Below are 12,249 nucleotides of genomic sequence, written 5' to 3'. Positions count from 1 at the left end.
TTTATCAAAACCCCACCTATATGAATCCACCCCTCACGCCTAAAATCCCTCTCGCCAACAAGGCAACCCCTGATTAACCAAGTTGCAGCCCCCACGAAGGCAGTTAATCAAAACCCCGGCAATCAAGTTCCACACGCAACCCCCTAAAGGTTGCGTGACCCCACTCGACCTCTAAAAGGTAAAACTGAGATGAAAGCTTTATTAGTTCTGGCCCTCTCCAGCCTGTGCGCAACCGCCATGGCAGACGAGGTCCCGACTGATGTCGCACAGCAACAACCGGTAGTTGAGGAATACACTTACTCCACCCATCTGGACATCGCCAAAGTCGTGTCCATGAGCGAAATCCCCAACGTCTGTGAAGTGGTGCCGATGAAAATGGAATACGACGATTCCCACGGCCAACGACACATCCTGCGCTACAGCATCATGGGTAACGGCTGCTCCAACGGCTAAACACCCGCCCGACTCTTTATAAACGGCTCGACCCGTCTCAATCAGACAGATGCAGCGCCGAGCCTAATACATCGATTTATTAGATTATTTTAAGCGCTTATTTGCACTTTTTAATCAAATTATCTGGCGTAGTATTGATTCCACACCCAAGGCACAAAACGCCAACGAACCTGGAGCAACCACCATGAAAACCCAACTGATCCTCGCCCTGACCCTCTCCGTCCTGGCCGCCAACACCTTCGCCGCCGATGGTTACGATCGCACCGGCTCGGCAGCTTTCACCACCGAAGCCGCAGTCGCCTCCGACGGCTACGACCACACCGGTTCCGCGTCCTTCGCCGCTGATGGTGCCGATCACGTCGGTGCTGGCAAACTGGCTTCCGACGGTTTTGATCGCACCGGCGCCGCCAAAGTCGCCGCAGACGGTTCCGATCACGTCGGCGCAGCGCGCTTCAGCTGATCACATCGCGTGACTTTACAGCCCGACTTCGGCCGGGCTTAGTTGTGTCTGGGGCCATCGAAAACCCGCTCAAAACACAACATGTAGTAAAAAAGCGCTTTTTTGGCTGTTTTTTGTACAAATCAAACGGCCCGGAAAAATTAATCAAAAAAAATCTTCACCCGCGATATCCAGCCAAAGCCCTGTAAACCCTCGCTCCGACCGAAAATCCCCTCTTCTTCACCGCCGCATGTGCGGATTCGCCCCACCACGGCCGCAAAAATTTCCCTATAATGCCGGCTTAAACGGGCCTGCAATATCCCCTTACAGGGATGACAGCCAGTCTGAAGCCCACGCCGAAGTCGTCATCGATTCCGGCGCCCGTCAGAGGCTCTCGGAACCCCGTAAAAAATTATGTTTATTTGCCTGCGTGTACCGCTGCAAAAAACGCTATCCAACGCGGCCAGAACGGTCGTGTGAAAAACCAACCTTTCAGTTTTCACACGGGCATCTGGCCCTCACGCAGGAGACGACACGTCATGCTGAGCTGGGACGAATTCGACAAAGAAGACAGCGGCGAGACCGTGGTTAAAGGCGCCAACGCCGGCCACGCGACTGAAGCCAACATGGACCGCCTCGACACCGCCGGTGGTGTTGCGGCTCAAGAAGCTCGCGCTGTAACCGCGTCCGACTCCGCCGCCATCGCTCGCGCCAAGGCTGCCCTGGACAACCTCGACGTCGCCGAAGGCCTGGCCGAACTCGAAGGCGCCTCTGCCCGCGTCGCCGTTGACGAAAAGCGCATGATCAACTGCCGCGCCGACCTCAACCAGCTCGTACCTTTCAAGTACGACTGGGCCTGGCAGAAGTACCTGGACGGTTGCGCAAACCACTGGATGCCGCAAGAAGTCAACATGACCGCCGACATCGCCCTCTGGAAAGACCCGGAAGGCCTGACCGACGACGAGCGCCGCATCGTGATGCGCAACCTGGGCTTCTTCTCCACCGCCGACTCCCTGGTTGCCAACAACCTGGTGCTGGCCGTGTACCGCCTGATCACCAACCCGGAATGCCGCCAGTACATCCTGCGCCAGGCGTTCGAAGAGGCGATCCACACCCACGCCTACCAGTACTGCATCGAATCGCTGGCCATGGATGAAGGCGAGATCTTCAACATGTACCACGAGATCCCATCGGTCGCGAAAAAAGCCACCTGGGGCCTCAAATACACCCGTTCGATCTCCGATCCAAAGTTCGAAACCGGCACCGTCGAAACCGACAAAGAGCTGCTGCGCAACCTGATCGCCTACTACTGCGTTCTGGAAGGCATCTTCTTCTATTGCGGCTTCACCCAGATCCTCTCCATGGGCCGTCGCAACAAGATGACCGGCGTCGCCGAGCAGTTCCAGTACATCCTGCGCGACGAATCCATGCACCTGAACTTCGGCATCGACGTGATCAACCAGATCAAAATCGAAAACCCGCACTTGTGGGATGCCGAGATGAAGGAAGAAGCTTCGCAGATGATTCTGCAGGGCACTCAGCTGGAAATCGAATACGCCCGTGACACCATGCCTCGCGGCGTGTTGGGCATGAACGCGGCGATGATGGAGGACTACCTCAAGTTCATCGCTAACCGTCGTCTGTCGCAGATCGGTTTGAAGGAAGAGTACCCAGGGACGACTAACCCGTTCCCTTGGATGAGCGAGATCATGGACTTGAAGAAAGAGAAGAATTTCTTTGAGACGCGAGTTATTGAGTATCAGACTGGTGGGGCGTTGAGCTGGGATTGATTTCTTGGCTAGTCCCGATTGAACGATGGTTATTTAATCGTTAAATCGAACGAAAAAAGCCCTGACTTGATCGGGGCTTTTTTATTTGTGCAGAATCTTACGCCGCAACGGAAACCTCCTACAAATCTCTCAGCCTCTCCCGCATTGATACCTATTGAAAACATCCATATGCTTTGCCCAGGTGCCTAAGAAACGCCCAACATAGAAGCGCAGCCAATACGTCAGACACGCAATTCACTTTGGTGATTGTGGTGCAGATGTGCAATGGCTTCGCTCGTTGGGATTTCCTTCCACTCTACGTTGGGTCTGGCCCGCCTGAATTCACGTAGAGGTCATGGATATGCCGGAATACACCTTCTTCCCATCTTGCAATGGGGGCTCAGATAATGACTGATCCCTATTCTGTAACTGTCTTCTCTCGCCGCAGCCTCTCACTCCACACCCTCCTCCTGGAAAACCAGCCGTGGTTCTGCGCTCGCGATTTGGGTCGTTTAATGGGCTTCCATTTGAGTGATCGGATCGTGAGCAAACTGGATGAGGATCAGAGGCAAAGGTTGCTGATCGAATACTACGGCCAGCCGGAGGAACGGCTGATGATCAGTGAGTCCGGCGCGTATGCGTTGTTGGTTTATCACTACGCGCCCGAGAATCGGTTGTTGCGTGAATGGTTAACTCATCAGGTGGTGCCGGCGCTGCGTGATGCAGGGGGGGCGAAAAACCTGGACCGGCCAACAATGAGCTTGATGAAAGGGCCTGGAATGTCGCTCAGTCTCCTGCATTGGCAGGACGAAAGCTGGATTCGATTGCGCGACATGCCTTATCTGCTGCTCAATCGCACGCGGCGGCGGATACCGGTGGTTAAGCCGTTGTGGCGGAGGGTTGTAGAGGTGTTTCAGTCTTAGAAACAATCGGTGGGTTATTGCGGTGGCGTCGTTGTAGGACAGATTGAGCGACGCGTAGGTATTCTCTGTAGGAATTTTCGTAGACAGCCGTGATGGCCACTCAGTATCGTCCGAGGGTTTTCAACCCTCGGCGATTGTATGGACATTGGAAAGAAGAACGAAGATTGGAGCGAGGCCGAGATAAAGGCATCAGTCGGTGCCTATCTGACGATGCTTACACTTGAGCAGAAAGGGCAAAAATTCAATAAAGCTCTAGAGAATCGCTTGCTTCGTCAGGGTGCATTGGCAGATCGCACCGAAGGTTCCGTCGAGTTCCGGATGCGCAACATCTCCACCGTCTTGCAACGAATGGGACGCGATTGGATAGTGGGATACAAACCTGCGACGAATGTAGGCGCCAATGTCGAACAGGGCATTCGCGAAGCACTTGTCACTGACGTCTTTGAACCGTCTGCCGACGAAGACACTCTTGAGCGTCGTGCCATAGCCCTTGAGCAGAAGACGTTCGAGAAGGCACCAAAAGGTATCTTGAAACCCAAGCAAACTGTGTCCAGCAGAGCCGCTTACATTCGTGACCCGGAGGTCAGGGCTTGGGTTCGGCAGGAAGCTAAAGGTATCTGTGAGGGCTGCGGAAAGCCTGCTCCGTTTGAGAAAGACGGAACGCCGTTTCTAGAAGTCCATCACGTTAAGCATTTGGCGCAGAAAGGTTCGGATCGGACGAGCAATGCCGTCGCACTTTGCCCGAATTGCCATCGACGCTGTCATCATTCGAACGACAGGGAAGCTTTTACCTTGGCGCTTTACACGAGGCTGAAACGACTGGTGCGGGAATGATCGCGAACTGACAGGTATTGACAGATGGGTTAACTAGGTTTAGCAGGTCATTCGTTATCAATGCGACTCTGCATACAAAGTTTCATTGATAACGACATAGGCAGACTCTGCTAGAGCTAGTCAGCGTTCTCCAGGCAATCATTATATGCCTCCATGATTACGCAGATACCCAGCAGCATTGGTGTACTCTGATGTTCATCAGGGTCACCCAAAACTTTAAAGCCAAGCCGGCTGTAAAATTTTACAGCACCAGGGGCTGCATCCAGATACAAACCTTTTATGGGTATCTGCATATGCAGTCGTGCTGTTTCCATCAAAGCGTTTCGCATCAGGGCGAGGCCTACCCCACACTTCTGAAGCTTCTTATCTACGCCAAGCATGACGAGCCGTACGACGGGAATCTGTTTCGTTAGATTCGTCGCCTTGGAAAGCCCAGGCTTCGCCTTTTCCCGCGTGATTTCACTGACGGTTAGAGTGCAAAATCCCAAGAGATCGTGGCCTACAATTGCGCCGATGCCTTTAACGTTTTCGCTTTTCAAGGCCCGACGCAGCCGACCATTGAAATATTCATTGATTAGCGGTAGCCCGCAGTCGAAGTCTTTAGGGAAGTTGTACTGCTCAAAAGTTGCTAACAAATTGCAGTCGATTTCACACGTTACGGTCTCTGAAGTTCCCATGAGTCCCTCTCATCAGATTTATCAAAGCCTTGGTAGGCTTGGCGCTTTTGTCCTCATTGAGTACTTCTTGTAGTCGAGCGAAGGTTTTTTCCGAAACCTCAATCCTTCTGTGGTTTTCAAGTACAGCTTCAGCACGTTCAAAAGCGGAAGACATTATGAAAGACGTCATGTCTAAGCCAGATAGCAGTGCTGCTTTTCGGATAGTTTCTTTCGCGATATCCGTGGTCTTGATTTCAAGCCTTGCAGTTTTTGGCGCTTTAAGTAGTTCTAGTAATTCAGTCATGAGAATGCCTTTTGTGTAGTCAGTGGTTTTCCCTTTTAGGTGGTTATCCTAGAGGCGCTTGCGCACCTTTACCGTTTTAAGCTTCATGGTAAGTCCCTTAGTGGTTCAGTTTTAGGTTCAGTAGGCGGGACATATCTAGCCTTACGGTACGGACCATAGCCGTACAATGCTCACCATGTCAAGGAGCATCCGTACATCATCCGTACGCTATAATCATACCGAGCAGCACCGCTCGCAACTGCTTGGACTCTTTGGAGCCGGTAGTGATTGCTCGGTCACCCCGCTACTCCAAAATCTCAACATAACTCGACTCCCCACCGCCACTCGCCCCCGACAACCACCCCCAAACAAACGCCAGCGTAGTCCGCCCCGCCTCATCAACGCCCACCGTTCCACGGGACCAGCCAGCCAGGATTTCGCCCTCGGTGGTGATGCAGTGATAAAGCAACTCGATGGAGTCGACGCCGGTCACGCGGCCAACCTGGTGGCCCATGCGAATTCGGCCGCCTTGGTAGGTGCTTGAAATGGCATCGCCCTCAACCTGGTAATGAAACACCGTGCCAGTGCCGGAGAGTCCGTGGGTGTTGCCGGCTACGGTGAAGCGGCGGTTGTTCAGGCGTTGATTGATTTGAGGAAGGGGCTTTAGCATGGAGATCGAGTCCTTTAGGTCAGTGTGTTCATTCCGTTCGGGATGATCGTAAACGATTCTGTGGGGACGGCTGAAGCCGTCATTTACAAAAGGTCTGCTAAAAACCGGAGGCCGTTTCGCGAGCCCGCTCCCACAGGGGTTCGGGCGGGAATGTTATGAACCTCATTGGCTGCGCGTGAATCCGTGTCAGAAGTCACCCGGCAAAAGTTGTACGTCAAACACATCTACACGCATGCCGATTACGACGTTGCCAACGTCTGGTATGCAAGAAACAAAGAGGTAAAACGATGAGCGCAGCCCGGAACGACTTTCAAACCGTGATCGCAACACTTGGCGAGCTGCACGCAACGCTGGAGCGCCTGCGCGGTGAATTTGTGCACGGCATCAAGACCCCCGCTGAGTATGAGCGTGCGACCGACCTGCTCGATGAGCTCACCGACGGGCGCGAATTGAGCAAGGTCGAGGAGAAAATCCTCATTGAACTCGAAGACGAAATTTTGGCCTACCAGCGCGACTCCGACCAGTTTCGCGAATCGAATGCCACTTTTGAGGCGTCGTGTACCCCTGTGCAGCTGATCAAGGATCTGATGGAGACACTCGGGCTCACCGGTTCGGACCTGCCTGAAATTGGTGATAAAACGGCAGTATCCAAGGTGCTCAGTGGGGATCGGCCCATCAGTCACAAGATGGCGTACGCGTTGGCAGAGCGGTTTGCGATGGAACCGGGTGCTTTCGTGTCGACAGCCCCGGGAAAGGCGTTGCCTGCCGAAACCGCTCGCCCCACGGTCAAAAAAACCCCAAATTACAACCGCATTCGCAATGACGGCCGGATCGTACGACCAGGGAAAGAGGCCGACGCCGGCGAATACAAAATGGTTGCTGCCAAGGGCCGCAGACAGACAGATAAAGCGCCGGTTAAGGGGTAGGTTTATTCACTGCCGCTTTCGCGCAAGCCCTCCCGCACAGGGGGCTGCCACAGGGTTGGCAATATCAGTGCCCAGTGCCGGATCGTCGGACAGCCACCAAAGAAACACGTGGGTATCCAGCAACAAGCGCCTCATAGGCTGCCCTCAAATCCATCAATGATGTCCTCAGGGGTCTTATCGAAATCGGCAGACATTCGAATTTTCCCCTTCAACCGCCCAGGCTTACGCGCCCGAGGTGTATCGATATGAGGCAGCAGATCCACATAAGGCTTGCCTGCCTTGGTAACCACAATCTTGTCGCCATGCCATGCACGTTCGGCGAGTTGAGATAGTTGGGATTTCGCTTCGTGCATGTTTACTTGCACAAGTTCACTCATATGCACCTCAATAGCATTAGGTAATGGCAGCCCAAGTCGATGCTTCTCCAAAGGCAAGGCGTCGAGCAGACCGTCTGTCAAAAATGGCGTCTCAAGGTTCTGACTACGACGTTGCCCTGAGTAGGCTACTCAGTGAACTGATCAAGCAAGCGTCGTGAACTATCACGCGCAAACCAGTTACCCAGTGGCGTTCTTAAGCTTTTCGCGAGCTAGCTCGCTCCTACAATGGAACCGAGCCCGCCATGAATACCCTCGCCTCCTGCCCATGCAGCAATCATCTGCGGTCTGAATGCCCTACCAGACCCCGAACAGGACGGCGCAAGCGTTTATGAACGCGTCTGCCCAGACTTCCGAATACGGACATTTCTTGTATCTGATCAGGTCGTGAAACAAGCGGCCGTTTGATGAACTATCAAGCTCTCATGTGATTGCCCAACGGCTTGCGCCATGCACCTTTTTTGGTACACTCAACATATGAATGGAATCCCCCTCGTATTATCCGTGCGCTTTTTTCGCACAGAGGCCGGTAACGAGCCTGTGCGAGAATGGCTAGCTGACCTTGATAGGGACTCCAGACGAATCGTCGGCACGGATATCAAAACGGTTCAAATAGGTTGGCCTATAGGAATGCCGGTTGTTCGTAAGCTTGATGCCGGGCTTTGGGAGGTACGTTCGGAGCTGTCAGACACTATAGCTCGTGTCATATTCACCGTCGTAGGCAGCGAAATGGTTCTGCTTCATGGGTTCATCAAAAAAAGTCAGAAAATGCCGGCCGCCGATATGAATACCGCGAGACTTCGTAAAGCAAGATTATGAGGAGCAACAACACCATGACCGATCCTATCGGCTCCAATTTTGACGATTTCCTCGCAGAACAAGGGATGCTCGAAGAGGTCTCCGCCGCTGCCCTCAAGCGCGTAATCGCCTGGCAGATTGCCCAAGCGATGGCCTCTCAGAAAGTCAGCAAAAAGACGCTGGCCCTGCGAATGCACACCAGTCGTACCGCTGTGGATCGTGCGCTGGATCAGAATGATGCTGGGATGACGCTCGCGACTTTGGCGAGCGCCGCACGTGCGCTGGGTCACCGGGTTGAAGTCAGATTGGTTCCGGAAAACAGTTGAATGCGGCGGTCGACAATGAGTCGGCCGAAAAGTCAGCCTTGCTGAATCTGTCTTTCCAACACCCGAACCTCCTGCTTCACCTCTCTGCGCAGGGCAGAGACATAAATCTGCGAGGGCGTACGGGGTGGCATGTGAGAAGGTTCGGCACAGGCTTGTGGCTGCTCTTCAGCCATTTGCATTGATCTATCAATCCAATCAGCGAAGCCGATAAGAACCTATTCCGCCGACCACGCGCTCACCCAAAGCGTGTAAAGCGAGCATGACGTCATTCAGATCACGACCGGTCAACTCCGCGAGCTGTTCGCCACTTTTTGACAATCCCCCTTTGAGGTGACTCAAAATCTGATTTTCGAGCCTTGTGTAATCGTCAAGACGTTCCGCCAGATCCTCCTGTCCTTGATATTTTACGAGCAACTCCTTGGCATTTTGACAATCCGCAGCCTGCCGCTCCAGCTGAAGCTTCAACCTTTCATTTTCATCAACTAATCGTTGGTTGAGAGCCTTTTCGTCTTTCCTGTTCAGACGGAACACCAGGCTCAAAATGATCGAGACCACCGCCACTACCAAGAAAAGCATCCCCATCGAAACATCACGGGAAAGGAATGCGAGCACTCCTGATGCACCGTCAGGCACGAAGTAAGCAGTGATTGTTAAGATGGATGACACCAGGGATATGGTGTTGAAGTAAAGCCAGCCGTGCTTCATTGCGATGAATCCTCCTTGAGACGCGTTGCCGAATTGGCCGTTGCATTGTTTCCTCTGCGAACGACAATCGCAATCTGTTGGAGGAATCTGCCGGGTAGTGCGTTCCAACCAACGAACATCGTCCAGCACGGTTAGCAGGATGACACCCGGTAGGTTTCCCGGCCCTCAGGGCCTGATTGTGCTCAATCAAAAGGTTCGCGGCTTAAGGTAAATGCTTGCGCTCAAGACTGTCACCAAAGGCTCGAATCACCTCCAGTAGCGCCTTCACCCGCAGTGGCAAGTTCCCGGCCGGGTATACCGCGTGCATCTGCGGGTTGTCACCGTTGCTGGAGGTGAGCCGGTACTCGGGGCAGACCCGGCGCAGGCGCCCCGCTTGCACTTCGGGCTCCGCCAGCCAGTCCGCCAGGCGGGCGATGCCGATGCCCGCCAGGGCGGCCTGGAACACCGCAACGCCCGAACTGAAACGAAACCGTGGATGAACCCGAACGCTGATGGCCTGCTGCTCACTGCGAAAATTCCATTCCTTGAGGATGCGCGGCGCCGTGTGCAGGATCAGCGCGTGGGCCTCCAGCCCGTCAATGGTCTCAGGCGTCCCGCGCCGCTGCAGGTAGCCGGGGCTGGCGTACAGATGACGCGAGTAACGCCAGAGTGGATAGCCGATCAGGTCACTGGATTGCGCAAACGCGCCGCGAATCGAGAAGTCCAGCTTGCTCCTGGCCGGGTCGAGGGTCTCATCGGTAAAGATCACGTCGACGTTCACGTCCGGGTAACGCTCGGCGTACTGCGCGATCAATTGCGGCAAAACGCCTTGGCCGAGGAACTCCGGGGCGGAAAAACGCACCCAGCCGCTCGCCATGCCGCTAAGACCGGCCAGGTCTTCATCCGCCTCACGTTGCACATCCAGCATTTTGCAGGCATGGGGCAGCAAGCGTTCACCCGCCTCGGTCAGGCTTACGGCGCTGGAGGAGCGATTAAACAACTTGGCCCCGGCACCTTCCTCCAGGCCTTGAACGGCGCGGGTCAACGCACTGGGGGAGCGCCCCAGCACGCGTGCCGCCGCGATGAAGCTGCGCTTGCGCGCTACGGTCACGAAGGCTTCGAGCGCCCACAGCTGATCCAGAGCCATTGATCACCTCATTGCAGTTATCGCAACGTGGCATTGCAACACAAAAAAGGCCGGTCCGTTAACCTTCGCTTTCACTTACAGGGATGTAGGCAAACAGGAGCAAACGGACATGACAAAGATGGAAAAAATAATCGGGGCATCAACGACCTCTTTGGGGGAACAGATTCGTGACTGGCGGCCCAGTCACTCAGCGAGTTCAACCCGACAGGCGATACCGCAGATTCATATCTCGTTCCAGGAGCAGCAAGCGCTTCGCGCCGGCCTGGCCTCCCTGGCCGTGACCGACAGCCTCTCCGGTATCCGTCACATGCCAGCCTTGGGGCAGTTGCTTGAGAGCGTCCTTTGCAGTGAAAAAATCGAGCGCTTGCGTAACTTCCCCAAGGCCCCCGAGGAGGCAATGATCGTCAGGGGGCTGCCCCTGGACTCACACCTGCCCGCCACCCCCTACGACATGGCGCCGGGTATTGAGCAACTGCCGGTAGTGGCCGGCGCGATCCTGGCGGTGCTGCAGACCCTGCAAACCCATCCGGTGGCCTACGAAGGTGAAAACGACGACACGGTGTTCCGCCACGTGTCGCCCAAGCAACAGTGTGAAGCCGAAAAGAGCTCTTACGGGTCGCGCATGGACCTGTGCATGCACGTCGACAACCCGCACCTGCCCTTGACCTGCGAACCGGTCTCAGCGTTGTCGGCCTGTCCGGAGTACCTGTGCCTGACCGGTCTGCGCTGCGAGCTGGATGTGCCGACCCGCATCGTTGCCATTAGCGAGGTGCTGGCCATGTTGCCCGCCTGGGTTGAAACAGCCTTGTCTCAACCGCAGTTCGACATTCGCCGACCGGTGTCCTTCGGCAAGCCAGGCAATGTGCTGGAACAGGTGCCCCTGCTGTACAAAAGCGCAACCGGCGAGCTGTTTTGCCGTTACAACAAAGCCAGTGTCACCGCCACCGGCGCCATCGCGAACCTGGCCCTGCAGCTGTTCGAAGCCGCCGCCAATCACCCCGATGTCGTACGCCCCGTCCTGCTGCAACCGGGGGACATGCTGATCTTCAAGAACCAGCAAACCCTGCATGCCAGGGAAGGTTTTACCCCGCGCTACGACGGGCGCGACCGCTGGCTGCTGCGCGTTTTCGGGGTCAACGACCCGGCCCGTGTGCTGGCGCTGAACCCCCAACAACCCTTCATCGCAAGAGCCTGATGTTAATGGTCGATATTGTCGTTCTTTGTGTGTTCGCCTTCGCCGCCGGCCTGATTGATGCGGCGGTGGGCGGCGGCGGTCTGATCCAGATTCCCGCGTTGTTCAACGTGCTGCCTGCCGCCCCACCGGCAGCGCTGTTGGGGACCAACAAGGTCGCGGCCGCGTTCGGGACCGCGTTCGCGGCCAGGTCCTTCGTGCGCAAGGTGGTGATCAACTGGGGTCTGGTGATTCCAGCCGCCTGCGCGGCCTTTGTCATGGCCTTCTTCGGCGCGGCCACGGTATCGTTCGTGCCCCAGTCGGTGATGCGCCCGATGGTGCTGGTATTGATCGTGGTGATGGCGATATACACCTTCTGCAAAAAGGATTTCGGCGCCCTGCACGCCCCCGCGCACATCGGTGTCCGGCAGAAGTGGCTGGCGGTCGTCATCGGCGGTGCCATCGGTTTCTACGACGGGCTGTTCGGCCCCGGCACCGGTTCATTTCTGATCTTCCTGTTTATCCGCTGCTTCGCCTTCGACTTCCTGCACGCCTCGGCGTCGGCCAAGCTGGTGAACATCGCGACCAACGTGGCGGCGCTGATGTTCTTCATCCCGACAGGTAACGTGCTGTACCTGATCGCCCTCCCCATGGCGGCCTTCAACATCCTGGGCGCGTTGACCGGCACCTGGCTGGCGGTGCGTAAAGGCGTGCCTTTTGTCCGGGCGCTGTTTCTGGTGTTGCTGGTGATGCTGATCAGCAAACTGTCCTACGACCTGTTGCTGAAAATCTGAGG

Annotated in this window: 16 protein-coding genes; 10 read left to right on the top strand and 6 right to left on the bottom strand. The window is 55.5% G+C overall.

Features of this window, described 5'->3' with window-relative positions; translation table 11 throughout:
* Positions 1-189: 189 nt before the first annotated feature.
* The 5 genes from AAEZ09_RS16100 (at position 190) to AAEZ09_RS16080 (ending at position 4,418) form a co-directional block, all read left to right on the top strand.
* A complete protein-coding gene (locus tag AAEZ09_RS16100) occupies positions 190-453 on the top strand; it encodes a DUF2790 domain-containing protein (RefSeq protein WP_045057831.1) in 264 nt (87 codons plus the stop codon).
* Positions 454-637: 184 nt separating this feature from the next.
* Positions 638-913, top strand: a complete 276-nt coding sequence (locus AAEZ09_RS16095; protein WP_045057830.1) for a hypothetical protein — start codon at positions 638-640, stop codon at positions 911-913.
* Between the two features lie 518 nt (positions 914-1,431).
* A complete protein-coding gene (locus tag AAEZ09_RS16090) occupies positions 1,432-2,682 on the top strand; it encodes a ribonucleotide-diphosphate reductase subunit beta (RefSeq protein ID WP_045057829.1) in 1,251 nt (416 codons plus the stop codon).
* 386 nt (positions 2,683-3,068) lie between these two features.
* Entirely contained in the window at positions 3,069-3,584 is a 516-nt protein-coding gene (locus tag AAEZ09_RS16085) for a BRO-N domain-containing protein (RefSeq protein WP_045057833.1), read from the top strand.
* 138 nt (positions 3,585-3,722) lie between these two features.
* Entirely contained in the window at positions 3,723-4,418 is a 696-nt protein-coding gene (locus AAEZ09_RS16080; protein ID WP_045057828.1) for an HNH endonuclease, read from the top strand.
* Positions 4,419-4,534: 116 nt separating this feature from the next.
* Here AAEZ09_RS16080 and AAEZ09_RS16075 read toward each other — a convergent pair whose 3' ends face one another.
* The 3 genes from AAEZ09_RS16075 to AAEZ09_RS16065 form a co-directional block, all read right to left on the bottom strand.
* Complete coding sequence (locus AAEZ09_RS16075; RefSeq protein WP_350600017.1) at positions 4,535-5,095, bottom strand: GNAT family N-acetyltransferase; 561 nt, start codon at positions 5,093-5,095, stop codon at positions 4,535-4,537.
* Positions 5,067-5,378, bottom strand: coding sequence for a type II toxin-antitoxin system TacA family antitoxin (locus AAEZ09_RS16070; RefSeq protein ID WP_045057826.1), 312 nt, complete (start codon positions 5,376-5,378; stop codon positions 5,067-5,069). Before AAEZ09_RS16070 ends, AAEZ09_RS16075 begins: the two co-directional genes overlap by 29 nt.
* A 283-nt stretch (positions 5,379-5,661) precedes the next feature.
* On the bottom strand, positions 5,662-6,027 hold the full coding sequence (locus AAEZ09_RS16065) for an avidin-fold protein (RefSeq protein ID WP_350600016.1): 366 nt from the start codon (positions 6,025-6,027) through the stop codon (positions 5,662-5,664).
* 287 nt (positions 6,028-6,314) lie between these two features.
* Between AAEZ09_RS16065 and AAEZ09_RS16060 the strand changes: the two genes are divergently transcribed.
* Positions 6,315-6,953 (top strand): helix-turn-helix domain-containing protein, encoded by a 639-nt coding sequence (locus AAEZ09_RS16060; RefSeq protein WP_350600015.1) that lies wholly within the window; start codon positions 6,315-6,317, stop codon positions 6,951-6,953.
* Between the two features lie 131 nt (positions 6,954-7,084).
* Here AAEZ09_RS16060 and AAEZ09_RS16055 read toward each other — a convergent pair whose 3' ends face one another.
* Entirely contained in the window at positions 7,085-7,411 is a 327-nt protein-coding gene (locus tag AAEZ09_RS16055; protein ID WP_237142268.1) for a type II toxin-antitoxin system Phd/YefM family antitoxin, read from the bottom strand.
* Between the two features lie 393 nt (positions 7,412-7,804).
* Between AAEZ09_RS16055 and AAEZ09_RS16050 the strand changes: the two genes are divergently transcribed.
* Together AAEZ09_RS16050 and AAEZ09_RS16045 are read left to right on the top strand one after the other, a co-directional pair.
* A complete protein-coding gene (locus tag AAEZ09_RS16050; RefSeq protein ID WP_350600020.1) occupies positions 7,805-8,146 on the top strand; it encodes a type II toxin-antitoxin system RelE/ParE family toxin in 342 nt (113 codons plus the stop codon).
* 14 nt (positions 8,147-8,160) lie between these two features.
* Positions 8,161-8,451, top strand: a complete 291-nt coding sequence (locus AAEZ09_RS16045) for an XRE family transcriptional regulator (protein WP_045060752.1) — start codon at positions 8,161-8,163, stop codon at positions 8,449-8,451.
* A 195-nt stretch (positions 8,452-8,646) separates the two neighbouring features.
* Here AAEZ09_RS16045 and AAEZ09_RS16040 read toward each other — a convergent pair whose 3' ends face one another.
* Complete coding sequence (locus AAEZ09_RS16040) at positions 8,647-9,156, bottom strand: hypothetical protein (protein WP_350600014.1); 510 nt, start codon at positions 9,154-9,156, stop codon at positions 8,647-8,649.
* Between the two features lie 202 nt (positions 9,157-9,358).
* On the bottom strand, positions 9,359-10,282 hold the full coding sequence (locus tag AAEZ09_RS16035; protein ID WP_350600013.1) for a LysR family transcriptional regulator: 924 nt from the start codon (positions 10,280-10,282) through the stop codon (positions 9,359-9,361).
* A 109-nt stretch (positions 10,283-10,391) separates the two neighbouring features.
* Here AAEZ09_RS16035 and AAEZ09_RS16030 point away from each other — a divergent pair, with 109 nt between their 5' ends.
* Entirely contained in the window at positions 10,392-11,477 is a 1,086-nt protein-coding gene (locus AAEZ09_RS16030; RefSeq protein ID WP_350600012.1) for a TauD/TfdA family dioxygenase, read from the top strand.
* 5 nt (positions 11,478-11,482) lie between these two features.
* Positions 11,483-12,247: a sulfite exporter TauE/SafE family protein gene (locus tag AAEZ09_RS16025; protein ID WP_045060748.1), complete on the top strand. Its 765-nt coding sequence runs from the start codon at positions 11,483-11,485 to the stop codon at positions 12,245-12,247.
* Positions 12,248-12,249: the final 2 nt, after the last annotated feature.

The sequence above is a fragment of the Pseudomonas sp. 65/3-MNA-CIBAN-0223 genome, assembly GCF_040310425.1.
In the GTDB taxonomy this organism is placed as follows: Bacteria; Pseudomonadota; Gammaproteobacteria; order Pseudomonadales; family Pseudomonadaceae; genus Aquipseudomonas; species Aquipseudomonas gregormendelii.
The sequence above is the reverse complement of the archived record's forward strand: the minus strand, read 5'-3'. Positions and strand labels throughout refer to the sequence as shown.